22 protein-coding genes are annotated in these 24,783 nt (G+C 61.4%); 8 read left to right on the forward strand and 14 right to left on the reverse strand.

Annotated features, from left to right (window positions below; all coding sequences use genetic code 11):
* Positions 1–58: 58 nt before the first annotated feature.
* Positions 59–475, reverse strand: a complete 417-nt coding sequence (locus tag ACZ25R_RS09280) for a hypothetical protein (protein ID WP_472460790.1) — start codon at positions 473–475, stop codon at positions 59–61.
* A gap of 280 nt (positions 476–755) precedes the next feature.
* Here ACZ25R_RS09280 and ACZ25R_RS09285 point away from each other — a divergent pair, with 280 nt between their 5' ends.
* The 3 genes from ACZ25R_RS09285 (at position 756) to guaD (ending at position 4,168) form a co-directional block, all read left to right on the forward strand.
* On the forward strand, positions 756–1,409 hold the full coding sequence (locus tag ACZ25R_RS09285; RefSeq protein ID WP_472462462.1) for a 2OG-Fe(II) oxygenase: 654 nt from the start codon (positions 756–758) through the stop codon (positions 1,407–1,409).
* 216 nt (positions 1,410–1,625) lie between these two features.
* Positions 1,626–2,855, forward strand: a complete 1,230-nt coding sequence (locus ACZ25R_RS09290; protein WP_472460791.1) for a urate hydroxylase PuuD — start codon at positions 1,626–1,628, stop codon at positions 2,853–2,855.
* Positions 2,852–4,168 (forward strand): guanine deaminase, encoded by a 1,317-nt coding sequence (guaD, locus tag ACZ25R_RS09295; RefSeq protein ID WP_472460792.1) that lies wholly within the window; start codon positions 2,852–2,854, stop codon positions 4,166–4,168. The genes ACZ25R_RS09290 and guaD overlap by 4 nt, the downstream gene beginning before the upstream one ends.
* A gap of 22 nt (positions 4,169–4,190) precedes the next feature.
* Here guaD and ACZ25R_RS09300 read toward each other — a convergent pair whose 3' ends face one another.
* Genes ACZ25R_RS09300 through ACZ25R_RS09310 form a run of 3 tightly spaced genes read right to left on the reverse strand, consistent with a single transcriptional unit; the run spans position 4,191 to position 8,045 of the window.
* A complete protein-coding gene (locus ACZ25R_RS09300; RefSeq protein WP_472460793.1) occupies positions 4,191–4,778 on the reverse strand; it encodes a sarcosine oxidase subunit gamma family protein in 588 nt (195 codons plus the stop codon).
* The gene (locus ACZ25R_RS09305; RefSeq protein WP_472460794.1) at positions 4,771–7,761 is read right to left on the reverse strand and encodes a sarcosine oxidase subunit alpha family protein; all 2,991 of its coding nucleotides are present in this window, start codon (positions 7,759–7,761) and stop codon (positions 4,771–4,773) included. Before ACZ25R_RS09305 ends, ACZ25R_RS09300 begins: the two co-directional genes overlap by 8 nt.
* Positions 7,758–8,045, reverse strand: a complete 288-nt coding sequence (locus ACZ25R_RS09310) for a sarcosine oxidase subunit delta (RefSeq protein WP_288192456.1) — start codon at positions 8,043–8,045, stop codon at positions 7,758–7,760. The genes ACZ25R_RS09305 and ACZ25R_RS09310 overlap by 4 nt, the downstream gene beginning before the upstream one ends.
* A gap of 334 nt (positions 8,046–8,379) precedes the next feature.
* Between ACZ25R_RS09310 and ACZ25R_RS09315 the strand changes: the two genes are divergently transcribed.
* The 3 genes from ACZ25R_RS09315 (at position 8,380) to ACZ25R_RS09325 (ending at position 14,127) form a co-directional block, all read left to right on the forward strand.
* Complete coding sequence (locus ACZ25R_RS09315) at positions 8,380–10,920, forward strand: mechanosensitive ion channel family protein (RefSeq protein ID WP_472460795.1); 2,541 nt, start codon at positions 8,380–8,382, stop codon at positions 10,918–10,920.
* Between the two features lie 154 nt (positions 10,921–11,074).
* A complete protein-coding gene (locus ACZ25R_RS09320; protein WP_223612814.1) occupies positions 11,075–11,338 on the forward strand; it encodes a hypothetical protein in 264 nt (87 codons plus the stop codon).
* A gap of 272 nt (positions 11,339–11,610) precedes the next feature.
* Complete coding sequence (locus tag ACZ25R_RS09325) at positions 11,611–14,127, forward strand: GcvT family protein (protein ID WP_472460796.1); 2,517 nt, start codon at positions 11,611–11,613, stop codon at positions 14,125–14,127.
* A 212-nt stretch (positions 14,128–14,339) separates the two neighbouring features.
* Here ACZ25R_RS09325 and ACZ25R_RS09330 read toward each other — a convergent pair whose 3' ends face one another.
* Positions 14,340–15,338 carry a GlxA family transcriptional regulator gene (locus ACZ25R_RS09330; RefSeq protein WP_105732279.1) on the reverse strand — a complete coding sequence of 333 codons (999 nt, stop codon included), beginning with the start codon at positions 15,336–15,338 and terminating at the stop codon, positions 14,340–14,342.
* A gap of 219 nt (positions 15,339–15,557) precedes the next feature.
* Complete coding sequence (locus ACZ25R_RS09335) at positions 15,558–15,818, reverse strand: Coa1/Tim21 domain-containing protein (protein ID WP_472460797.1); 261 nt, start codon at positions 15,816–15,818, stop codon at positions 15,558–15,560.
* A 141-nt stretch (positions 15,819–15,959) separates the two neighbouring features.
* Here ACZ25R_RS09335 and ACZ25R_RS09340 point away from each other — a divergent pair, with 141 nt between their 5' ends.
* Entirely contained in the window at positions 15,960–16,862 is a 903-nt protein-coding gene (locus ACZ25R_RS09340) for a LysR family transcriptional regulator (RefSeq protein ID WP_223612817.1), read from the forward strand.
* 125 nt (positions 16,863–16,987) lie between these two features.
* Here the strand turns inward: ACZ25R_RS09340 and ACZ25R_RS09345 are convergent, their stop codons facing one another.
* The 8 genes from ACZ25R_RS09345 to ACZ25R_RS09380 all read right to left on the reverse strand — a co-directional run bounded on the left by ACZ25R_RS09345 (position 16,988) and on the right by ACZ25R_RS09380 (position 24,503).
* Complete coding sequence (locus tag ACZ25R_RS09345; protein WP_472460798.1) at positions 16,988–17,713, reverse strand: copper homeostasis protein CutC; 726 nt, start codon at positions 17,711–17,713, stop codon at positions 16,988–16,990.
* Positions 17,710–18,624, reverse strand: coding sequence for an ROK family protein (locus tag ACZ25R_RS09350; protein ID WP_472460799.1), 915 nt, complete (start codon positions 18,622–18,624; stop codon positions 17,710–17,712). Before ACZ25R_RS09350 ends, ACZ25R_RS09345 begins: the two co-directional genes overlap by 4 nt.
* A 78-nt stretch (positions 18,625–18,702) precedes the next feature.
* On the reverse strand, positions 18,703–20,730 hold the full coding sequence (locus ACZ25R_RS09355; RefSeq protein ID WP_472462463.1) for an ASKHA domain-containing protein: 2,028 nt from the start codon (positions 20,728–20,730) through the stop codon (positions 18,703–18,705).
* Positions 20,731–20,869: 139 nt separating this feature from the next.
* Positions 20,870–21,832: a methyltetrahydrofolate cobalamin methyltransferase gene (locus ACZ25R_RS09360; protein ID WP_472460800.1), complete on the reverse strand. Its 963-nt coding sequence runs from the start codon at positions 21,830–21,832 to the stop codon at positions 20,870–20,872.
* An 11-nt stretch (positions 21,833–21,843) separates the two neighbouring features.
* Complete coding sequence (locus ACZ25R_RS09365) at positions 21,844–22,710, reverse strand: methylenetetrahydrofolate reductase (protein ID WP_472460801.1); 867 nt, start codon at positions 22,708–22,710, stop codon at positions 21,844–21,846.
* Between the two features lie 16 nt (positions 22,711–22,726).
* On the reverse strand, positions 22,727–23,029 hold the full coding sequence (locus ACZ25R_RS09370; protein ID WP_105732287.1) for a virulence factor: 303 nt from the start codon (positions 23,027–23,029) through the stop codon (positions 22,727–22,729).
* 190 nt (positions 23,030–23,219) lie between these two features.
* Positions 23,220–23,804 carry a DUF4893 domain-containing protein gene (locus ACZ25R_RS09375; protein ID WP_472460802.1) on the reverse strand — a complete coding sequence of 195 codons (585 nt, stop codon included), beginning with the start codon at positions 23,802–23,804 and terminating at the stop codon, positions 23,220–23,222.
* A 66-nt stretch (positions 23,805–23,870) separates the two neighbouring features.
* Positions 23,871–24,503 (reverse strand): DUF1638 domain-containing protein, encoded by a 633-nt coding sequence (locus ACZ25R_RS09380; protein ID WP_472460803.1) that lies wholly within the window; start codon positions 24,501–24,503, stop codon positions 23,871–23,873.
* Between the two features lie 69 nt (positions 24,504–24,572).
* Here ACZ25R_RS09380 and ACZ25R_RS09385 point away from each other — a divergent pair, with 69 nt between their 5' ends.
* Complete coding sequence (locus ACZ25R_RS09385; RefSeq protein WP_223612824.1) at positions 24,573–24,728, forward strand: entericidin domain-containing protein; 156 nt, start codon at positions 24,573–24,575, stop codon at positions 24,726–24,728.
* Positions 24,729–24,783 lie beyond the last annotated feature (55 nt).

The following is a 24,783-nucleotide window of genomic DNA, read 5'->3' on the forward strand; positions in this document are numbered from 1 at the left end:
TGTTCCGGGCGGCTGCCGATGGTGTTGCGTTGGAACCGTTGCCGAGCAACGGATTGCCTCAGGCAAGCGCGGCGGGGGGAGCCCGGGCGCTGAAAACGCTGATGCGGTCAAGCGCCAGGCTTGAACCGGTTTCGGAGGGTGTGGCTGGCTGTGCGCCGGCCAGAATCAGGGCATTCCCGTCCGGAACGATGCCGTCATGGGAATTCGTATCCGCGCGCACGCCGCTCTTGATTTTCAGGTGCAGGGCTTCCAGCGCAGCGATGCGCATGGAGTTCTGCACGGGGGCGGAGCGATTGTCGCTCTCATGGGCGAGGCGGGCATCGTCGCGCACCGGTGCGCTGGCCCGGTTGTTGCGCAGGTCCGTTTCGGGAGCGGCGATATAGACGGCTCCCAGGGTGGCAATGAGCCAGAAGATAGAAATCAGCAGCGGAGCGGATCCACGCCTTTCTGATTTGCCATTTCTGTTCAAGCCCATATGCGTTTCCAACAGTTCCCGTTCGCGGTCTGCCAGACCCCGTTGCGACTCTATTTATGAAGTCCGGCAAGCCGAGTCACTTAAAATCGTCGTGTGCCCGGCCTCATGGACAAAAAAACCGTCGTTTTTGTGAAGCGCAGGCCCTTTCATCGTGCCCTGTGCAGGAAACGGGTGGTTGATCGGCTATAACTGCGGTTTCCTGTGCAGGAATTTCTGCGTGAGTAAGGATGCCGCAATGCCAGAGCTGAGCCCGATCGATTGGACCGCCGCACAAACGGAGATGGAGGCTTTCGGCTGCACCATCCTGCGCAATGTCCTGTCGCGCGCCGAATGTACGGCGCTGGCGGATAGCTATCCCGATGATACGATTTTCCGCAAGCGCATCGTCATGGCGCGGCACGGCTTCGGGCAGGGAGAGTACAAGTATCTCTCCTATCCGCTCCCCGAAATTGTCCATGGGTTGCGTGAAGCGCTCTATCCGCCGCTGGCCCGCATCGCCAACCGCTGGAACGAGCAGATGGGCATCGATATCCGCTATCCCGATGCGCACCCGGCATTCATCGAGCGTTGCCATGCCGCCGGGCAGGACCGGCCGACGCCGCTGCTGCTGGAATATGGCGCGGGCGACTACAACTGCCTGCATCAGGATATCTATGGTATTCACGTGTTCCCGCTGCAGGTGGCGTTTCTGCTGAAAGAGCCCGGAGCGGATTTCACCGGCGGCGAATTTGTCCTGACCGAGCAGCGTCCGCGCATGCAGTCGCGGGCGGAGGTGGTGCCGCTGCGGCAGGGCGACGGCGTGGTCTTTCCGGTCAGCCAGCGCCCCGTCAAGGGATCGCGCGGCTATTACCGGGTCAACATGCGCCATGGTGTGAGCCGCGTGCGCAGCGGCCGGCGCCATACACTCGGGATTATCTTTCACGATTCCAAATAGATGGCAGCATTGCATGATTTGGGGTGCGTGGTTCGACAGGCTCACCATGAGGGAACTGGGCGGGCTGCAACACCATCCTGGACGTTGCAGAATGGTGCTCCCTGCAATCCCCAACCTCCCTCATGGTGAGCCTGTCGAACCACGCATTGATCTTGCAGCCATCACCTTGCATCGGGCCGCGAACACACGCATTGTGATGCTTTGCATGAGGCCCCGATGGATTACCTTATTTTCTGGGAATGGCTCAGCTTTGCCGCCCGCTGGTTGCATGTGATCACTGCAATCGCCTGGATCGGCTCATCCTTCTATTTCATCGCGCTTGATCTGGGGCTGCGCCGCCATCAGGGCCTGCCGCAGGGGGTGAACGGCGAGGAGTGGCAGGTGCACGGCGGCGGCTTCTATCACATCCAGAAATACATGGTCGCGCCGCCGCACATGCCGGAACATCTGATCTGGTTCAAATGGGAGTCCTATGCCACCTGGCTCTCGGGCTTCGCGCTTCTGTGCATCGTCTACTACGCCGGTGCCGACCTTTATCTCATCGACCGCAATGTTCTTGACGTCTCGACACCGGTCGCCATCCTGATCTCGCTGACGTCGATCGGCCTCGGCTGGCTGATCTACGATCTCCTGTGCAAGTCGCCGCTGGCGAACAATGACACGGCGCTGATGCTCATTCTCTATGCGGTCATCGTCGTCATGGCGTGGGGCTATACGCATCTGTTCACCGGCCGCGCCGCCTTCCTGCATCTTGGCGCATTCACCGCCACGATCATGTCCGGCAACGTGTTCCTTTTGATCATTCCGAACCAGAAGAAGGTCGTGGCCGATCTGATTGCCGGCAAGACGCCCGATCCGAAGCTCGGCAAGCAGGCCAAGCAGCGCTCGACCCACAACAACTACCTGACGCTGCCCGTCATTTTCCTGATGCTGTCCAACCATTATCCGCTGGCGAGTTCGACGGAATTCAACTGGGTCATCGCCGCGCTGATTTTCATCATCGGCGTGCTCATCCGCCACTATTTCAACTCGAAACATGCCGGAACCGGCAATCCGCACTGGACATGGCTGGCCTCGGTCGTGCTGTTCATTGTCATCATCTGGCTGTCGACCGTGCCGAAGATCCTGCAGGGACCGGAAAAAGTTTCGAGCGCCGCCGCGCCCTTTCTCGCCGCGCAGAACTTTCAGGAGGTGCGCGACACTGTCATGGGACGCTGTTCCATGTGTCATGCGGCGGAGCCGTCCTTTGAGGGCATCATGCACGCGCCCAAGGGAATTCGCCTCGATACCGACGAACTGATTGCGACTCATGCCAGCCAGGTCTATCTGTTCGCCGGTGCCAGCCACGCCATGCCACCGGGAAACCTGACGCAGATGACAGATGCCGAGCGGTCCCGGATCGTGGCGTGGTATCGTTCTGCGGTATCGGGAAAATCCACGCAATGACCGAACTTCTGTTACGCGGACGTCTGCTGACGTTTCACGACGAGCCGCTGGCTAGCGACGCCAGCCCGGACGCTTTCACCTATATCGAGGATGGCGGACTGCTGATCCGCGACGGCAAGATCTGGGCCATTGACGACTATGCCCGCCTGCGCGCCGGCGAAGGCAGAAATGTCGAGGTCATCGACCATCGCCCGCATTTGATCATGCCGGGCTTCATCGATACCCACATCCATTACCCGCAGATGCAGGTTGTCGCCTCCTATGCGGGCGAACTGATGGAATGGCTGAACAAATACACGTTTGTCGAGGAACAGAAATTCTCCAATCAGGGGCATCCGCTGCGCATCGCCTCGGCCTTCTTCGATGAGCTGATCCGCCATGGCACCACCACGGCCGCCGCCTATTGCACCGTGCACAAGGCATCGGTCGAGGCATTCTTCACCGAGGCGGACCGGCGCAACATGCGCATGATCGCGGGCAAGGTGATGATGGACCGCAACGCGCCGCCCGGTCTTCTCGACACGGCCCAGTCGGGCTATGACGACAGCAAGGAGCTGATCGGCAAATGGCACGGAACCGGGCGCCAGCTCTATGCCATCACGCCGCGCTTTGCACCGACATCGACGCCGGAACAGCTGGAGATGAGCGGGGTGCTGGCCCGCGAATACCCCGATCTGCACGTGCAGACGCATCTGTGTGAAAACACCGCCGAAATTGCCTTCGTGGCGGAGCTGTTTCCGTGGAGCCGGGATTATACGCAGGTCTATGAGCATTACGGCCTGCTTGGCCCCAAGACGCTGCTTGGCCATTGCATCCACCTGACCGATGCGGAAATTGCCGCCATCGCCAACAGCGGGTCCGTCGCGGTTTTCTGCCCGACCTCGAACCTGTTCATCGGCAGCGGCCTGTTCAATCTGGCGCGCCTCAAGGCGTCCCATCCGCCGGTGCGCCATGCGATTGCCACGGACATCGGCGGCGGCACATCCTATTCCATGCTGCGCACGCTGGATGAGGGCTACAAGATCCTGAACATTCAGGGCCAGCGCTATCACCCGCTGCGCTCGTATTATCAGGCGACACTGGGCAATGCCCGTGCACTGTCGCTGCAGGGCATCATCGGCTCGTTCACGCCGGGCGCGGAGGCGGACTGCATCGTGCTCAATGCCCGCTCCACCCCGGCCATGCGCCTGCGCATGGAAACGGTGGAAACGCTCGTCGAAGAGCTGTTCCTGATGCAGACCATGGGCGACGACCGCACCATTGCGGAAGTCTATATCGCGGGAAAACCGGCGAAGAGCCTGCTCGCGTCATAGCAAGCGACAAGCCGGAAGCAGATCATTCGACGCGGTAGCCGACTTCCGCGGCCGCATGCCCCAGCGTCTGCCAGAACGAACGGGCAAAGGTGCGGAACACGTAGAGGTCGAAGGTCTCCGCGTCGATCCGCTGGATATTGGCGTGGATATCGTGGTGCAGCGTGGCGCGGCCAAAGCCGACGGGAAAGCCGTGTTCGGAAAAATCGATGGCAAACAGCTTCGACAGCACCCATTCCGACCACGGGCCCTTGACGCGGATGGCGGTGCGGCCATGGGTCAGATCGATGATCGTGCCGGTTTCCAGCGGTATGGCCTTGCGCAGGCGGTCTTCCAGATCAGCGGACGGGCTCACGACGAAATAGCGTCCGGGCGCGAAACCGAAGGCGGATTTTTCGCCCGCACTGCGCCCGGCGCCGGGTTTGTCCGCGACATTCAATCCGGTCACATCACCGATAGCGGTCAGGATTGCGGGAATGGTCCCGCGCCATGCGGTCACCTGCACGATGGAAACGTCGTTGCGCTCGGTCAGGACGAGGCCGATACCCCCGGCGGAGTTGCCATGGTCACCCGGAACAAAGACGTGGCCGAGGGGTGATTGTGGTTCAGCCATGCATCCGGCTCCCCTCTGGATCAAACATGTGGTGACTGACGATTTCGACCGCGCCGTGCTTGCCGCGCAGAAGGTCCGTCGCATAGGCGCGGTTGCCGATCATCGACGTGCCGTGCTTGACCAGCGCCAGCGCGATGTATTTGCCAAGCGCCGGGGAATAGCAGGCCGCAGTGACGTGGCCGAAACTGTCGGCGGGTTCGCGCGGCGCCGCATCGCTGACGATATGGCTGCCGCCATTGATCGACTGGTTGTCGAGCGAAATCAGCCCGACCAGCGACAGGCGGTTTTCATCGTTCAATCCCGCGCGGTCCTTCATGCCGGAGCCGATATAGGGCTTCTTCTTCGACAGCATCCAGTCGAGATGCAGATCGTGCGCGGTGGTGCGGCCATCGATTTCAGCGCCGGTGACGTGGCCCTTCTCGATGCGCAGCGTGCCCAGCGCTTCCAGCCCGTAGGGCATGATGTCAAAAGGCTTGCCGGCTTCGAGCAGCGCTTCCCAGACCTGTGTGCCGAAACCGGCGCCGCAATAGACTTCATAGGCCAGCTCGCCCGAGAAGGAGAGGCGGCAGATCATGACGGGCACATCGCCGATAAAGCCGTGCACGATGCCCATGAAAGGCAGGGTTGTGTTGTCGACGCCGGTTCCCGTGACGCAGGCTTCCAGAACGGCACGGGCTTTCGGGCCCGACACGGCCGTCCCGGCCCAGACATCGGTGACCGAGGTCAGGTGCACGCGCAGGTCCGGCCAGACGCAATCCAGATAGAACTCCAGATGCTGCATGACATTTCCGGCATTGGCCGTTGTGGTCGTCATCAGGAACTGTGTTTCACTGAGGCGCCAGGTGGTGCCGTCATCGTAGACAATGCCGTCCTCGCGCAGCATCAGGCCGTAGCGCGCCTTGCCGACCGGCAGGGTGGAAAACATGTTGGTGTAGACACGGTCGAGGAATGCAGCCGCGTCGGGGCCCTGAATGTCGATCTTCCCGAGCGTCGAGACATCGACAATCCCGACGCTCTGGCGTACCGCGCGCGCTTCACGCACATAGGCCTGTTCGACGGTTTCGCCGTGGCTGCCATAGATCATCGGGCGGTGCCACAGGCCTGCCTCGTAGGTCCTGGCGCTGTTGGCGAGATGCCAGTCATGCATCGGGGTCAGCCGGTGTGGCCGCAGGTCGCCATAGCGCTCACCGGCGATAGCACCGAAGGACACCGGGGTGAAGGGCGGGCGGAAGCGGGTGGTGCCTGCCTCCGGAATGGTGATGCCGCGCACATCGGCCATGATGGCAAGGCCGGGGATATTCGATGTCTTGCCCTGATCCGTCGCCATGCCGAGCGTGGTGTAGCGCTTCAGGTGCTCGACCGAATGGAAGCCTTCGCGGTAGGCGAGGCGGATATCGTCCGCGGTGACATCATGCTGGAAGTCGACGAATGCCTTCTGCGATTTGGCCGCTGGCTCGATTTCAAACACGGGGGCGGGCGATGCATCGAACATCGGAGCATCGACCGCAGGCAGCTTCGGCTTGGTCTTGGAGGAGGTGCCCTTGGTCGCGCCATCGGAGAACACGCTGACCGTATCCATGTACCCGGCTGCCGATCCTGCCGTTACCCAGTTCTGGTTGGCTTCCGGCGGCAGGAAGGCCTGCAAATCCTCGTCCCACTCCGGCTTGCCGCCCGCCTGGCTGGCGAGGTGGATCGCCGGGGACCAGCCGCCGGATACGCCGAGGCAATCGGTCTTGATTTCCCGCGCCGCGCCGGAGACATGGCCGGTCTGCGCATTGAAATGCTGCACGGTGATGGAGCTGAGCGTCTTGCCCGCATGGGTGCCGGTGACGGCGTGGCCGAGAACCAGTTCTGCCCCCGCCGCCGAGGCAATCTCGATGCAGGCGCCGGATACATCCGCGCGCACATCGACGATGGCAACGATATTGACGCCCGCCTGCGCCATGGCGCGGGCTGCCTCATAGGCGCTGTCATTGTTGGTGAACAGCGTCACATTGGTTCCCGCAGCCACACCATATTCGACCGCATAGCGCCTGACCGCATCGGCCAGCATGACGCCGGGGCAGTCATTGCCGGGAAACACGATCGGGCGCTCGAACGCACCCGTTGCCAGAATGGTCTTGCCGGTGCGGATGACCCAATGGCGCTGGCGCGGCTGCCCCTTGGTGCGGTTCGGCTTGAAATCAGAGACATGCTCGATGGCGGTCAGGACATTGCCGTCATAATAGCCCCAGACGGAGGTCCGGGTGAGAAAACGCACATTGGCGCGGCCCGCGAGCGCTGCCGCCTTTTCCCGCGCCCAGACGGCGGCGTTGCGCCCGTCGATCAGTTCCGCCGATGCAAGCAAAGCGCCGCCGGCAACCGGCCGTTCCTCGGCGATGATCACCTGCGCGCCGGTTTCTGCTGCGGCTTCCGCAGCCAATAGTCCGGCGGGGCCGGTGCCCACCACCAGCACGTCGCAGAAGGCGTTCATGCGCTCGTAATGGTCGGGATCGGCGGCAATGCCCGCCCTGCCGAGACCGGCGGCGCGGCGGATGAATTTTTCGAAGAACATCCAGACCTTGGTGCTGCGCAGCGGGCCGATGGCCGGGCCCATGAAGGTCTTGTAGTAGAAGCCCGCCGACAATATCGGCCCGGCCAGCTGGTTGATGGCCATGACATCGTGTTCGAGCGAGGGAAAGCGGTTCTGGCTTTCGGTGACGAGGCCGTCATGGATTTCCAGTTCCGTGGCGCGGACATTGGGTTCGCGCACATCGCCGTTGAGAACGGTGACGAGCGCATTGGGCTCGTCGCTGCCCGCCGCAAAGACACCGCGCGGCCGGTGATATTTGAACGAGCGGCCGAACAGCGTCACGCCATTGGCGAGGAGGGCCGAGGCCAGCGTGTCGCCGGGATGGCCGCTATAGGCCTTGCCGTCGAAGGTGAACCGCACCGTCCTGGCGCGGTCGATCCGTCCACCCTTGGGGAGCCGTGACGCGGTCATGGGCGATCACCGCCTTTCCCGGCGGCAACGGCATCCCGGGCAAAGCCCACGGACGAAATGACATGGGTCGCCATGTCGCGCGTGACGATCAGATGCTGGCGGCAGCCGCCGCTGTGCAGCCAGAACTCACGGTGCGCGCCCATGGGATTGGCCCGCTCATAGACATAGGCGTTCCATGCGGCCTGATCGGATGAGGCCGGGTCCGGGCGCTGGCGTGTCGCGTCGCCCTGATAGGTGAATTCGATGACGTCGCGCGGGCCGCAATAGGGGCATTTGATGATCATGGTCTTCTGGTCTCGAAAGCGAATCTGTTGCGGTTGGACGTTTGTTTCCCGATTGTGCCAGTCAACAGTGTGCATCTGTACTGGTCAAGATGAGCGCGAGGCGAAGGCGAGCAAAATTGTGACTTTGGCAAGTTTCCGGCCTGCCGCAGGTGTGACGATGCATGATTACCCCAACATTATGCTACTGTCGCATTGCTGGAATGGTCATCACGATAGCGGCGAGCACTGTCAACAAGCCGACCAGCCGCGAGAATGAAAGCAGAAAGTGCCTTGATTGTGCCGACATGAACGGGCAAATCGACGAAGCAAACTGTTCATAAATGGATCTGAACCCGTGATCTCATCTTTCCTTCGGCAGATTCTTCTGACGATTGCCGCCGTTCTGTTTCTGGCGGCCCCGGTGCAACTGGCTTTGGCGCAGACCCCGGCGCCAGCCCCGGCAGCCACATCGCCCGCGCCAGCCCCGGCACCGGAGCCTGCGCCCGCCGCAGCGGAGCCGGCACCCGTGGCGCCAGCGCCTGCGCCCGCCGTCAAGTCGAACATCGTCGCCGAACAGCGCCCGGCCATCGACGCGCTGAAGAAGCAGATCTCGGCCTATGAACAGAAATTCAAGCAGAAGGCCGATGCCGACGCGGCGCTTGCCAATCTGCGCCTCGATCTGGAAGCGAGCGCCAAGAAACTGCTGGATATCGGCGTTTCGTTCCGGCCGCGCATCACCGAGATCAATGCCCGCCTGGAACAGCTGGGCGCACCGCCCGCGCAGGGGCAGCCGGCCGAAGCGAAGATCGTCACGGATGAACGCACCCGCCTGACGACGGAAAAGGCGGAGATCAACGCGGTTCTCGGCGAAACCGAAGACCAGCTGCTCGAAGTCAACAAGATGATCGATGCGATCGGCGATGCCCGGCGCGAGCTTTTTGCCAATACGTTGTCGCAGCGCGTCGACATCAACTATTCCCTCGGCAGCGAAGTCATCGACGCCTATGGCCGGGAAATGGGCACGATGAACCAGCTCATTTCGTCCTGGTGGCGCTTCGTCATCACGTTCAAATGGCAGTCCCTGCTGGCTGCCGCCTTCTTTGCCGCGATAACCGCCCTGGTGCTTCTCATCGGCGGCCAGCGGTTGCTGGGGCATCTCTATCTGCGCGATCCGGCGGTTGAAGAACCCTCTTATCTGAGCCGCCTGGCGGTTGCCTTCTGGTCGACCCTGATGCGGTCGGTGACCGTCGGCGTATTCCTGGCCACGACCTACTTTTTCCTCGGCTATTTCAATGTGCTGCGCCCGGATATCGCGTCGCTGATCTACACGCTGTTTTCGGTGATCGGCATCGTCTATTTCGTGCATGCGCTGGCCCAGGCCGTCATTTGCCCGGGCGCGCCCAACTGGCGTCTGGTGCGCGTTGCACCGCGTCCGGGCCGCATTCTCATGGTTCTGGTCACGGCCACGGCGACGATCACCGGGCTCGATTATCTCGCCAACACGGTCAACCAGATTGCATCCTCACCCCTGTCGCTCACGGTGGCCAAGAGCCTGTTTGCAACGGTTCTGGTTGGGCTGCTGATCCTCGCCATGGCATTTCTCAACCCCCTGGAGAACGAGGAGACCGGAGAAGCCCGGCGCTGGCCAAGGCCGCTGCGGCTGTTCCTTTACGCCATCGGCCTCATTCCGATCATCGCCGCGCTGCTGGGCTATATCGGTTTTGCCCGTTTCGTCTCGCAGCAGATCGTCATCAATGGCGCCGTACTCGTGACGATGTATCTGGGCTTCCTCACGGCGCGCGCGGTGGCCGACGAGAATGCATTGGGCGGCACGGTGCTCGGCAGCACGGTGCAGAAGCGCTTCGGCATCGATGACTCGACACTCGATCAGCTTGGCCTGATCGCCAGCATCATCATCAATATTTTCGTGCTTCTCCTCGGTATTCCGGTGATCCTGCTGCTCTGGGGTTTCCAGTGGAGCGAGATGACGGTCTGGTTCCTCACCATAGCCACCGGTTTCCAGATCGGTTCGGTGACGATCTCGCTGGTGGCCATTGCCGTCGGCATCCTGTTGTTCGCGCTGTTCTACTTCTTCACCCGCTGGTTCCAGGGCTGGCTGGATGTGCGGGTGATGGCGCGCGGCAAGCTGGATTCGGGCGTGCGCAACTCGATCCGCACGGCGGTCGGCTATCTCGGCCTCGGCATGGCCGGGCTCATCGGCATCTCGGCGGCGGGCATCAATCTCTCCAGCCTCGCGCTGGTGGCCGGCGGTCTGTCGCTCGGTATCGGTTTCGGCATGCAGGCGATCGTCTCCAACTTCGTCTCCGGTCTGATCCTTCTGGCCGAGCGGCCCTTCAAGGTCGGCGACTGGATCGAAACCAGCGGCGTCGGCGGCATCGTCAAGAAGATCAGCGTGCGCGCGACCGAGGTGGAAACCTTCCAGCGCCAGTCGATCATCATTCCCAACTCGTCCTTCATCAACGGCAATGTCGGCAACTGGACCCACCGCAACAAGCTGGGGCGCGTCGAAATTCCGATTGGCGTTTCCTACAAGGTCGATCCGCGCCGCGTGCACGCCATCCTGATGGACATTGCCCGCAGCCATCCGCTTGTCCTGAAAAATCCGGAGCCTTTCGTGCAGTTCAAGGCGCTGGGCGATTCCAGAATGGATTTCGAGATGCGGGTGCATCTGGCTGACCTGTCGAATTCCGGTACGGTGCAGAATGAAATCCGCTTTGCGCTGGTCGACCGGTTTGCCGAGGAGGGGATCGAAATTCCATTCCCGCAGCGCGACGTCAATATCCACCTCGATGACGCGGATGCCATCGTGCAGATGATCACGGAGCGGGTGAAGGCGGAGCTGAAAGCACCGGTGAAGAAGACGGCCAAGACTTGAGGCGTTTTGGGACGGACCGGCCCTGTACTTTCGTCTAAATCACGGAAAAATAACGGGGCGTTCAGTTGCCGTTCAGTTTCACCCCGTTATAACTGGTGTCGAAAAGGGCCGGTTGAGCCCGAGGCAACAGGGGCGGTGGAAGCACCGGGGTGATATGAACAAGTTTGCAGTTGTCATTCTTACGAGCACTATTCTGGCCGGACCTGCATTTGCTGCCAGCCTGAAGAACAGCGATGCCAGCGCTCAGACCATCGTCGTGACCGAAGGGTCGAGCAAGACCCAGCTGCAGGTTGCGGCCGGAGACACGGTTGAATTTTGCAGCGGCGGCTGTTTCGTCACCTTTCCCAACGGTGACCGCGAAGCCCTGACCGGTGCGGAAACCATCGAAATCAAGGGCGGCAAGGTTTCGATCAAGTAACCCGGCCACCGCCGATTGCTGAGATAAAGGCCCGGACTGTGCAAAACAGTTCGGGCCTGTTCGTTTTCAGGGTGTCGCTCCCATGCGCGATGTCCCGCATCATTCCATTCCGCTGATCGGAAATTCGCACAAACCGCAGCCAGTTTGCCGCGCGTCGCGGCATGTTTTGGCCATGTCGCAAACAGGCCTTAGCAATGGACAGTGCGAACGGCATAGTGCAGAAAATGGCGCGTGCCGCCTGACCACCGATTGATATCAGAGGATAGAATGAAATGAAGACCCAAGCGCGTGTAGTTGTGATCGGCGGTGGTGTGGTGGGTGTGTCGACACTCTATCATCTGGCCAAGAAGGGCTGGAGCGATGTCGTGCTCATCGAGCGCAAGGAACTGACCTCCGGTTCGACATGGCATGCGGCCGGGCTGCTGCCGCTGTTCAACATGAGCTATTCCGTCGGTCAGATTCACAAATACTCCGTGAAATTCTATCAGGAGCTGCAAGAGGAAACCGGCATGAATGTCGGCTTCACCAATTGCAGCAACATCCGTCTCGCCCGCACCAAGGACCGCTGGGACGAATACATGTATTATGCCGGTGTCGCCGAGACGATCGGCGTGCCGGTCAAGCTTTTGACGCCGGAACAGGTCAAGGAAATCTGGCCGCTGGCGGAAATGGACGGCGTTCTCGGCGCCATCCAGCATCCGGAAGACGGCTATATCCAGCCGGCTGACCTGACGCAGGCGCTTGCCAAGGGCGCGCGCGATCGCGGTGCAACCATCTATCGCTACACCACGGTTCTCGGTATCGAGCAACTGCCCTCGGGCGAGTGGCTCGTCAAGACCGACAAGGGCGACATCACAGCCGAACACGTCGTCTCGGCAACCGGCAATTTTGCCCGCAAGACCGGCAAGATGGTCGGCCTCGACGTGCCGGTCATTCCGGTTGAACACCAGTACATCGTCACCGAGCCGCATCCGGCCATCCTCGAGCGCAAGGCCAAGGGCCTGCCGGAGATGGGCGTGCTGCGCGAAAGCGATTCCTCCTGGTACATGCGTGAGGAAAACGGCGGTCTGCTGCTCGGACCGTATGAAAAGGGCGCGCCTATCTGCTATGTCGACGGTCCGTCCGATGCCAGCGAATACGAGCTGTTCCAGGAGGACCTCGACCGGCTCGAACCCTATATCGAAACTGCCATTGCCCGCGTTCCCGCTTTTGGCGAAGTCGGCATCAAGAAGGTCTATAACGGCGCCATCGCCTATACGCCGGATGGCTCGCCCATCATCGGCCCGGCGCCGCGCCTGAAGAATTTCTGGCTCAATGAAGGCCATTCCTTCGGCGTCACCGCCGCTGGCGGCGCTGGATGGCAACTGGCCGAATGGATTGTCGAGGGCGAGCCCTCCATCGACATGATGGGCGTCGATCCGCGCCGCTTCGGCCCCTATGCGACCGAAGGCTACCTGAAGGAAAAGAACGAGGAAGCCTATGCCGAGGTGTTCTCGGTGCACTACCCGGATGAAGAGCGCGGCGCCGCCCGTCCGCTCAAGCGTTCGCCGTCCTATGACCGCCAGAAGGCACTCGGCGCCGTGTTCGGCACCGTTTATGGCTGGGAGCGTGCCAACTGGTTCGCGCCGCAGGGCTATGGCCTTGAGGTTGCAAAACTCGACAAGCCGGATGTGCTGCTCAACCACAACCATCCGAAGCCGGACAAGGACGGCAAGGTGAAGGAACTCTGGTCCTTCCATCGTTCGAACTACTTTGAACATGTCGGCAACGAGATCAAGAACGTCACCAGCAATGTCGGCCTGCTCGACATGTCGGCCTTCGCCAAGATGGAAGTAACGGGTCCCGGCGCGCGCGAATGGCTCGATTCCATTCTGGCCAACCGCATTCCCAAGAAGCAGGGCCGCATTGCGCTGTGCCACCTCCTGACCAAGCAGGGCGGGGTGCGCTCCGAATTCACGGTCTATGAATGGGCGCCCGGCAAGTTCTATCTGGTATCCGCCGGTGCCTACGAGAACCATGACCATGATTATCTCGTCAAGCTGTTGCCGACGGACGGCTCGGTAAGCCTTCGCCCGATCACGCAGATGTATGGCGTGCTGGTGCTGGCAGGCCCCAAGAGCCGCGACGTTCTGCAGAAGATCACCCGTGCGGACCTGTCCAACGAAGCCTTCCCCTGGCTGTCGGGCAAGGAAATCAGCGTCGGCACGGCAACGGCCCATGCGCTGCGTGTCAACTTTGTCGGTGAGCTCGGCTGGGAACTGCATCACCCCATTGAACAGCAGAACACCATCTATGACCTGCTGCTCGAAGCCGGTGCGGAATTCGGCATCAAGCCGTTCGGCATTCGTGCGATGACGGCGATGGCGGTGGAAAAATCCTATCGCCTGATCCCGCGCGAACTGTCGATCGAATACAATGCCTTCGAAAGCGGCCTCGACCGTTTCGTCCATCCCAACAAGGGTGATTTCATCGGCCGCGATGCCGTTGTGAAGGCCCGCGAGGATGGCCTGAAGTGGAATTTCGTGACGCTCGAAGTCCATGTCCCCGGCGTGTCAGATGTCGATGCGCGCGGCAGCGAGCCGATCTACGCCAATGGCCAGCTCATCGGCCGTGCGACGCATGGCGGTTATGGCTGGCGCCTGGGCAAGAGCCTGGCGCTCGCCATGGTCAAGCCGGATTATTCGGCGCTGGGCACGCAGCTGGAGATCAAGATTCTCGGCAAGACGCACAAGGCGACGGTCATTCCAGAAGCGCCGTTCGATACGGAGAACGAGCGCCTGAGAGCATAAAGCAGTTCCGCTTGCATGCAGAAATGAAAATGGCGCCTGAACGGGCGCCATTTCTTTTGGGTGGTGCGTGGTTCGACAAGCTCACTATGAGGGAGGTGGTTTGGTGCAAGATCAATCACAAACCTTGCAGAATAGTGCTCACTGCAATCCTCCATTTTCCTCATGGTGAGCTTGTCGAACCACGCACCGCAGAGTTGCAGTCTATCCCGCTCCTAAGCGGCCATCAGCTGCTTGCGGTCGGCCCGTTCCTGCTGCGGCGAGCGGCCATAGAGCTCGCGGTAGCATTTGGAAAAATGCGAGGCCGAGACGAACCCGCAGGCGACCGCCACTTCAACGATGGGCATGGACGACTGGATCAGCAGGTGGCGGGCACGGTCGAGCCGGATCTCCAGATAGTAGCGCGCCGGGGAGCGGCCCATTTCCTGGCGGAACAGGCGCTCGATCTGGCGGCGCGACAGGCCGACATGGTCGGCAATCTCGATCAGCGACAGCGGTTCGGAAAGCCGGGCCTCCATCAGTTCGATGATGGTCAGGACCTTGGAATTCTGCACGCCGAGACGGGCGCGCAAGGGAAGGCGCTGGCGGTCATGCGGGCTGCGGACACGGTCGGTCAGCGCCTGTTCGCAGACGCGGTTGACGATGTTGTCGCCAAAATCGTCGCCGATCAGCTTCAGCATCATGTCCAGCGCTGCAGTGCCGCCGGCGCAGGTATAGATGTTGCCGTCGACCTCGAAGAGGTCGGCATAGACATCGGCCTTCGGAAACGCTTCGGCAAAACCGGGCAGGTTTTCCCAATGGATCGCACAGCGCTTGCCCGAGAGCAGCCCGGCGGCGGCGAGGATATGCGCGCCGGTGCACAGGCCGCCGACGGCCACGCCGCGGTTGAACTCTTCGCGCAGCCACGCATAGACGGACTTGTTCTGGAATTTTTCCACATGCACGCCGGAGCAGACGAACACCATGGACGGGCGGTCTTCGCCGGTCAGGAAGCGGCGTTCATCCTCAAGCGAGGAATTGGCGGCGCATTCGACGCCGTTGGATGCGGTGACGGGCTTGCCGTCCACCGACGCGAGGCGCCAGCGATAGGCCTCGTAGCCGAGCATGCGATTGGCAATGCGGAGCGGTTCGATGGCCGTCGCAAAAGCGATCATCGAAAAGTTCGGCACGAGGAAAAAAACAAAAGACCGCTTGTTGAGGCCCGTCTGGTTCATGATGTCTCTAGGTTCCCGTTTTTTACTACGAGGCCATGTCGCACCTGAAGTAGAGTCTTCAAATTACAGGCGTGGTCTCTTAAGCTTTTTTTCTGATAGAACCATAGAATTATTCTAAAGGGAAGGGTGCCTGCCTGTGTCGCAAAAGCGCAGGTAGGGCGCATGGGAAAGGGAGCAGACGTGGCCCGGTCTGCTCCCTTACACTTGTATTTTCATGATTTATTGGTGCGTACGGTTGATGTCATTGCCCGGCGCGATCTGACGTTCATACAGATCCGGCCAGCCAATATCGAAACGGATATTTTCCGGCAGGCTGTCCAGCGCGGCTTCCGTCGCCCGCAGACGCCGCTGCCGGACAATGGTGTTGCGCGAGGCTTCGGCGATTGATGCCACGGTTCCGGCCGTGCGGCTTACGGCGGCGAACAGACGTTCGCTCAAGCTGGCCCGATGTTCGATGTAATGGTCATTGCAGGCACTCATTTTGTTGCTCCTTTTGCTTCAGGCGGCTGTTTTCTGCGGCCTGCCCGTTCTGTGATCTTGACTATCTTCCCAAGTTGATGTTCAATCAAACGAAATTAGAGAACACTATAGTTCAGAAAAATTGATCAAGGAGACGCCGCAATGTCCGCACCGATGCAGCACCCCATTCCCATCCTCGATCTCGATGTCCTGCGCACCTTTGCCATGATTGCCGAAACCGGCAGCTTTTCCAGCGCCGCCAATGCGGTGTTCCGCACGCCCTCGGCGGTATCCATGCAGATCAAGAAACTGGAGGAGACGCTGGGTCACGTGCTGCTCGAGCGTGACGCGCGGTCGGTCAAGCTGACGCCGAGCGGCGAGCTTCTGCTGGGTTATGCCCGCCGCATGCTGGCGCTCAACCGCGAAACCGTTGCCAAGTTCATTACGCCGACGGTATCGGGCGTTGTCCGCCTCGGTGCGCCCGACGATATCGGCGAAAAGGTGCTGCCCTTCGTGCTCAAGCGCTTTGCCGAATCGCATCCGGATGTGACGGTGGATGTGGTCATCGACCAGAGCAACAGCCTGCGCAAGCGGCTCGACGAGCAGAGGCTCGATGTGACGCTGGTCAATGTCAATGAAACGCTGGCCAAGCTCGACGAGGTCGAAGTTCTGATGACCGAGGATATCATCTGGGCCGGGGCGAAATGCGGCACGGCGCATGAGCGCAATCCCTTGCCGCTGTCCATGTGGGAAGAAGGCTGCATCTGGCGCGCCAATGCCATCAGCGCGCTGGAAAGCGCGGGCAGGGACTATCGCGTTGCCTATATGAGCGCCCATACGATGGGGCAGCGCGCCGCCATCGTGGCCGATCTGGCCGTGGCACCGTTTTCAAAATTCCTGCTGGAGGACAACATGGTCGAACTCGGCGCTGAACACGGCCTGCCGCCGCTCGGCGAATCGAAGCTCGGCATGCTGGTGGCCAAGAATGCGGGCGCGCATGTCAAAGCCGTCGCCCAGCATCTCCGGGTGTATTTTGAAGGCTATGAGCGGACGGGCAAGCTTTAGGGCGTGGTTTGCATGATTGTGGTGCGTGGTTCGACAGGCTCACCATGAGGGAATCCAGTGTTTTGCAAAATGCAACTTCCCTCATGGTGAGCCTGTCGAACCACGCACTTTGCTAATGCAACACCTCAACGCGTCAGGCAAAATGCTTTCAACGCCCTGACCAGCTCCACGCTGGTGCGTTTTTGCGTGAGGGTTTCGAATCCGAGCCGCTGGGCGGCGGCGCTGACCGGTTCTGCCGGAACCGCGCAGGACGAATGGATTTCCCGGAACGGAATGCGCTGCAGGAGTGCGTCCGCATTGCCGATATTCACGCCGGAGCCGGGCATGATTTTGATCCGCCCGGCGGCGAAAGCGAAGGTCGTTTCCAGATCGCCGATCCCCTGCGCCGAGGTCGGCATCCGGCCGGATGTGAGAATGCGCTCGAAACCCAGTCCGACAGCGGTTTCAACGGCTTCGCCGAGGTCGGGCACGAGATCGAAGGCCCGGTGCAGCGTCACGCCCAGCCCGTCGCAATTGCGCATGAGGCGTTCCAGCGTGGCATGGTCGAGGCTGCCATTGGCGTGGTTCGCACCCAAGACGACACCGGCGAGGCCCGCACTGCGGATCATGTCGATTTCCCGCAGCATGGCATCGATATCGGCTTCACCGAAAACGAAATTGCCGGGGCGCGGGCGGATCATCGCATAGATCGGAATGGGTGAGGCAATCGCCTGGCCGATCAGGCCCGGTGTTGGCGTCAATCCGCCGAGTTCCAGCGCCGAACACAGTTCCACCCGGTCGGCGCCGCCCGTTATGGCAGCGGCAAGGCCGTTGGAATCATCGACGCAGACTTCCAGGAGAATGCCGCTCATCGTGTTTCGCCCATCAATCCGAGAACGCCGGCACCGATCAGGCCGGGTTCGATTTTCAATTCGCCGGGAATGACCAGCGGCTTGCCGGTCTTCCACAGGATGCGGTCACGCACCGCCCGGTCCAGCCGCTCGATCAGCGGAACGGCATTGGCGAGGCCGCCGCCGACGGGTACAACCGATGCGCCGACGACGTTGAGCGTCATGGCCAGCGGGCCGCTGACGATGTCGATGTAGCAGTCGATGGTGCGCTCGGCCGCCGCGTCGCCCTTGTTCCAGGCGGCGATGATTTCGGTGCTCGGCAGGTCGACGCCGTGGATATGGGCATGCAGCCGCTCCATGCCGCGCGCTGCGCCGACCGCGTCGACACAGCCCACCTGGCCGCAGCCGCAGGCATAGCGCGGAATGGCGATGGGCGGATTGCCGGCCCAGGTCGCGGAAATCGGGCCATGGCCCCATTCCCCGGCAAAACCGCCGGCACCTTCATGGATCTTGCCGTTGATGACCAGCCCGCCGCCGACGCCGGTGCCGAGAATGATGCCGAACACCACGCGGTGGCCGCGTCCCGCGCCGACAACGGCTTCCGACAGGGCAAAGCAGTCGGCATCATTGGCGACAAGCACCGGGCGGCCCAGTTTCTCGCTGAGGTCCTTTACCAGCGGACGGTTATGGATGCAGGGAATATTGGCGCAGGTGATCCGGCCGCTGTCGGCGTCGACCACCCCGGCGATGGAAATCGAGATCAGCGATGTCGGATCGGCGCCGCCATCCGCCGCGATTTTTTCGATGGCACCGGCAAAGGCGTCGAAATCATGCAGGGGCGTCGGCACTTTGGGCAGCGGCCGTATGTCTTCGGGCGCATAGGCCATTGCACCCTTGATGGCCGAGCCACCGATGTCAAAGCAGGCAATCATGGGAAAACAGGTCCGGAATCAATCATGGTGGACGTTGATAGCGGAATTTCCCCGCGCGGCAAACTCAAGTGAATGGATTTATTCACGCGACCGGCGGGCGGCCCTGTCCTCGCGTGAGCGGCGGCGCGGCGTAGCATCGCCCGCCTGGCCATCCTCGCCGACATTCTTGCGCGGCGGCAGGGTGACGGCCAGCGACAGCTTGGGGAAGGGGTCGATCTTGTTGGGCATGGCCATGGCATAGACGAAGTGCTCCTGGAATTTTGGCTCCAGCGCCGTCTCGATCTTTTCGATGCGGGTAACGGTGTCTTCAATCTCGCGGCGGTAGTCGCGGTTGAGCAGTGCCATACGCGCGCCCGTACCCGCCGCATTGCCGACGGCCTTCACCTTGTCGAGGTCGCAATCTGGGATGAGCCCGAGCACCATGGCGTATTTCGGATCGATGAAGGAGCCGAAGGCCCCGGCAAAGCGGATCTGGTCGACATGGTCGATGCCCTGCTTGTCCATCAGCAGCTTGACGCCGGCATAGAGCGCGGCCTTGGCCAGCTGGATCGCCCGCACATCGTTCTGCGTGATGATGATGGTCGGCGACCCCTCATGCAGCAGATAGGAGAAGGTACGGCCCGTTGGCCGGATGCGCGGTGATTTGGCGGCAAGGCTGCCATCCACCACGCCATCTTCGGAAATGATGCCGGAAAGGTACATTTCCGCAACGACTTCGATGATGGCCGAGCCGCAGATGCCGGTGATGCCGCTGGCCTGTACCGCTTCGGCAAAGCCTGCCTCATCGGACCATTGTTCCGTGCCGATGACGCGGAAGCGCGGCTCCAGCGTCAGGGGATCGATGCGCACGCGTTCGATGGCACCGGGCGCGGCGCGCTGGCCGCCGGAAATTTCGGCGCCTTCGAAGGCGGGGCCGGTCGGGGAGGAGGCGGCAACGGTGCGCTGGCGGTTGCCGAGCACGATTTCGGCATTGGTGCCGACATCGACGAGCAGCATCATCTCGTCCTGCCGGTGCGGGCCTTCCGCGAGCGTCGCTGCAGCGGCGTCGGCGCCGACATGGCCGGCGATGCACGGCAGCATGTAGACCCGCGAGCCGGGATTCATGGCAAGGCCGATTTCACTGGCTTTCAGATGCACCGCGCCGGACACGGCAAGCGCAAAGGGTGCGCCGCCCAGTTCGGTGGGGTCAATGCCGAGGAAGAGGTGGTGCATGATCGGATTGCCGACAAAGACCGCGTCGAGAATGTCTTCGCGCGCCACATTGCCCTCGGCGCAGACCCTGCCGATCAGTTCATTGATGGCTTCGCGCACCGCATTGGTCATGCCTTCGCGGCCGTCCGGGTTCATCATGACGTAGGAGACGCGGCTCATCAGGTCTTCGCCGAAGCGGATCTGCGGGTTGGACGTTCCGGCCGAGGCAATGGTGCGCACCGACAACAGGGACGACAGGTGCATGGCGATGGTGGTGGAACCGATATCGCAGGCGATGCCATAGGCTTCGTTCTTCAGGCCCGGCCACAGGCCGATCATCACCGGCCGCGATGTTTCCTCGTCGTGGTGGATGGCGGCGGTAACCGACCATTCGCCCTTGCGCAGGATCTTTTGGATCTGCGGCAGGAGATAGGCGTCCACGTCGAGATTGCGGATACCCCATTCCTTTTCCAGCGCCGCCTTCAGGCGATCGAGATCGCCGAGCGGCTTGTGCATGTCGGGCTCTTCCACCTCGACATAGCACATGTGCACGGCGGGATTGCGCTCGATGATGCGCGTATCGGCATCCTTGCGCACGACCTGCGCATTGACCTGCACGTCCTGCGGCACGTCGACGACGAGATCGCCCAGAATGGTCGCCGAGCAGGAAAGGCGGCGTCCGTCCTTCAGGTCGCGCTTTTCGGCATAGCGCTTTTCCTTCGGGCCGAATTCGGAGATGTGGTCGTTGGAGGAGGTGATGCCGTGCTTGGCGAAGCGGCCTTCCTGCACGTCGATCTGGCAGCGGCCGCAGATGCCGCGCCCGCCGCACACGCTTTCCACATAGACACCCAGGGTCCGCGCCGCTTCCAGCACGGTCGTGCCGACGGGAAAATGCCCGCGCTTGCCCGACGGCATGAACAGGACAAGTGCGTCCTTTGCCGATGCTTCACTGTCTTTCACGGGTGCGTCCACGATCAATGCTCCAAGACTTCAAGGCGAGGGGCATTCACGCCCGCCGCCTTTCTATGCCGAGCGGTTGGCCCGGTGCAAACAGTCAGCCTGCGGCGCCGCGCCGCGCTTCACGGCCACCACGCCGCCGCGCGCCGCCATTGGCATCGGCTGGCACCGAAACAGCAGGCGATGCCCCGGCCGCGGCCGGCTGGTGGTCGCGATATTTCTTGATCCAGTAGGTGCAGTTGGCGTCGGTGCCGTTGAGGACGTTGGCGGCGTGCACCGCTTCCATTTCCTGCGGACGGCAGGGATTCATGATCGCCGATGTCATGCCGGCGCCGATCACCATGGGAATGAACCCGGCATTGATGCCGTGGCGATGCGGCAGGCCGAAGGAGATGTTGGAAAGGCCGCAGGTGGTGTTGACCTTCAGTTCCTCGCGCAGGCGGCGCAGCAATGCGAAAACCTGACGGCCCGCATCGCCGAGAGCGCCGATGGGCATGACCAGTGGATCGACAACGATGTCATGCGCCGGAATGCCGAAATCGGCGGCGCGCTGCACGATCTTCTTGGCAACGGCGAAACGTACGTCCGGGTCCATGGAAATGCCGGTCTCGTCGTTCGAGATGGCGACGACGGGAACGTTGTATTTCTTGATCAGCGGCAGGATGGCTTCAAGCTTTTCCTCTTCACCGGTGACGGAATTGACCAGCGGGCGGCCCTTGGCAACCTTCAGTGCAGCTTCAATGGCGGCGGTGACGGAACTGTCGATGGACAGGGGAACGTCGACGAGGTTCTGCACGATTTCCAGGGTCTTGACGAGAAGGCCCGGTTCCGTCGCATTGGGATCGACGGCGGTGACGCCCGCATTGACGTCGAGCATCGTTGCGCCGGCAGCAACCTGCTCCAGCGCGTCCTTGATGACCGTGTCGAAATTGCCTTCGATCATCTCGGCCGCGAGTTTCTTGCGGCCGGTCGGATTGATGCGCTCGCCGATCACGCAGAAAGGCTGATCAAATCCGATGATGATTTCTCTGGTCGCCGAGGCAACGATGGTGCGGGTCATTCAGGCAATCCTTAATTCGCTGCTGCGGATGCGTAGTGGCCGGTTGCGACGTTCCAGGAGCCGCGATCGACCAGCCATTCGGAGGACTTCTTCAGGCCGCCGAACGGGAAAATGTGGATCTGCTTGATGGCGGAGGCCGGGCTGTTGATGACATGCTGCTCGATCGGGCCGACCACGCCTTCCGGCGAATGGCTGGTGGCGAGCGCTGTCAGCGACAGGGCGTTCTTCTTCAGGAAGCTGATCGAGTTGCCGACGCCGCACATGGCGGCATATTTGATCAGCGTGGTGATCTTGGCGGGACCGGCAACGCCCAGATGCACCGGCAGATCAACGCCATGTTCGCGCAGGGATTCGGCATAGCGCATGAAACGCTCGGCGTCGAAACCGAACTGCGTGACGACGCGCAGACGGGCGCCGGTGCGCTCGCCGAAATTCTTCTTCAGGCGCAGGGCTTCCAGCGCCACGGCCTCGGAAAACTCCGGGCTGCCTTCGGGATGGCCGGCAACACCCATCTCGGTGATGCCGTATTTGTCGAAAAAGCCGGTTTCCAGCACTTCCATGGTGGAGGAGAACTCGCCGACCTGCCGTTCGAGGCCGCCGCCGATGACCAGCACGTCGGTCACGCCGGCTTCTTCAGCGGCGCGGCGGATGCGGGTTTCGAGGGCTGCCCGTGTTCCAAGGCGGCGGGAGGCGAAATGCGGCACGGGCTTGTAGCCGAGATCATGAATGCGCTTGGCGGCAGCGGTGAGCGTGTCCACGCCATCGGTGCCCATGTCGGTGATGTAAACACGCGTCCCTTCCGGAAACAGACCCGGCAGGTCCTGTGAGTCAATCGCCTGGCGCGCGGCCACTTCGATGGATGCTGCGATCTTTGTCATTGGCTTTGCTTTCAATTCATGAATTGTCATGTCCGCCTGCCTTTACCAGCGCTACAAGGCGCTCCCGATGATATTCGCTGTCGATACGGGCGAGGGCTGCATCAGCCTCCGCGTCCAGATCATCACTCACCGGCACCGGTGTTCCCCGGCGCCATTCTGCCAGATAGGCGTCCGAATCCTTGGCGCCTATGCGCATCGCACACATGTCGATGGCCTCAGTAAATCGAAGAGGAAGTTCACGTTTTGCGGCCTGGCGTCCCTTTTTGACGGTCACCTGAGCAGGAATGTCCCGCCAATAAACGACAATGAGATCGGCCATGCACTTTATCCTCCAACGAGGACCGTTTTGCCGGAAAATCAGGGGTTAAGCTTGCTATCTCACGACGTGCGCGCCCTCAAATGCGACGTGCACCATTGTTGCTTTTGCGACAGGGATTTTAGCGGGATATCTGTCTTCAACCCCGGTCCCCCATGGATGGCCGGGGTGACATTGCAATCACGCGTCGTCTTCAGCGCTTGAATTCCATGATGTTGAGCACGGATTCGTAGTAGGGCGCCGGGAATTCGATGCGGAAGGCGTTCTTGCCGGTGCGGTAGGCATAACCGGCTTCGTCGGTTTTCGGACCTGCGCCGTATTTCACCGGTTTCTGATCCGCGACATAGCCGGTGCCGAGATAGGTCAGGCGCGTGTCGCTTTCGGTGTAGAACCGGCCCTTGGTGCGCTGCGAGCCCGTCACCTTTTCCAGCGCCCAGCCCGAACCGTCATCGGTGACCTTGCACTTGAACCAGCCATAGACGACGAGCGCCGGGGCCGTGCCGCCAAGCTTGATCGTCCGGCACTGCCAGTTGCCGGTCATGTCGAAATCCTGGCTGAACGGCAGGCCGGGCCGCTTCAAGAGGTCATCGACTAGGCGCACATCCGCCGCAGTCCCGCTCACCCTGGCCTGCGTCAGGGCCCTGGCCTTTGTCTGCTCGTACTGTTCGAGACGCTTGCTGTCAGACGCGGTGATTATCCTGGTGATTGCGCCATCCGCATGGGCGGCAGTCAGCATGCTCAGGCCGATCATGACGGCAAAAAGGCTTCGAGACACCATGGAACTGTCCTTTGTATTCGATTCCGTTGGAGGCAACATGCCGATTTGGGGACAGAAAGGAAAGCGTCAAGGCGCGGCGGGTGCCGCCGCCCGTGTCAGGGCGGGGACCAGATCGCCAAAGGCGGTAAAGCGCCGCTCATAGGCGAGGCCGAGAAATTCCGCCGCCCGTTCCGCATTGGCATCGAGTTTGGGGTCGTCGGTCTGGGCGAGGTAGATCATCTTGGTGTAATTGCCGAAATACATGTCGCGCAGTTCCGGATGCCGGTCGAGGCCAAGCGGCTTGACCATGAAGGCCTGGAAATGCCGGGCGAGGAAGTCGGTCATGAAAAACGACGTCATGTCGTCCTCCCATCGGGAGGCAAAGGCGTCGTTGCCGACATAGAACGAGAAGCAATGCGGCCCTTCGATTCGCTCCACGCCATGCTTCGCGCAGACCTGATCGAGCAGGCCGCCGGTGCCGCAATCGGCATAGCCGACGAAGATGCGCTTGATGCCTTCAGCCTTGGCCCGTACAATGGCCCGGTCAACCGATGGGGCGATTTTCTGGGGGTAATGGTGATAAACGGCGGGCAGGCACTTCAGTTCGATATGATCGAGGCCGAATTGCTCGCGGATGGCCAGTATTTCGCGGGCAATCATGCCACAGGCGATCACCCGGACCTTTTCCGGCGTATTATTCGAGTTCCGGCTTATATTCATGGAACTGATTTCGCTCCATCGCGTTATGCGAACGTTGATTAAATTCTATCAGAACGGGAGACCCTGTCCATGAAACTATCACGCGTTGTACCAATTGCCGCTGTTCTTGCTGTCGTCGCTCTTGCCGGCTGCGCCAACACCATCCGCGGCATGGGTGCAGATACAGCCAATACCGTGAATGCGACCCAGTCCGCTGGTCACAGGGTTGTAAAAGCTGCCAACTGATCCCCAGGTCTGAGAAGGCCGATTTCAGCAAACCCATATTATGTTTGAAAAACGG

The organism is Phyllobacterium sp. RCAM01083 (assembly GCF_055685835.1).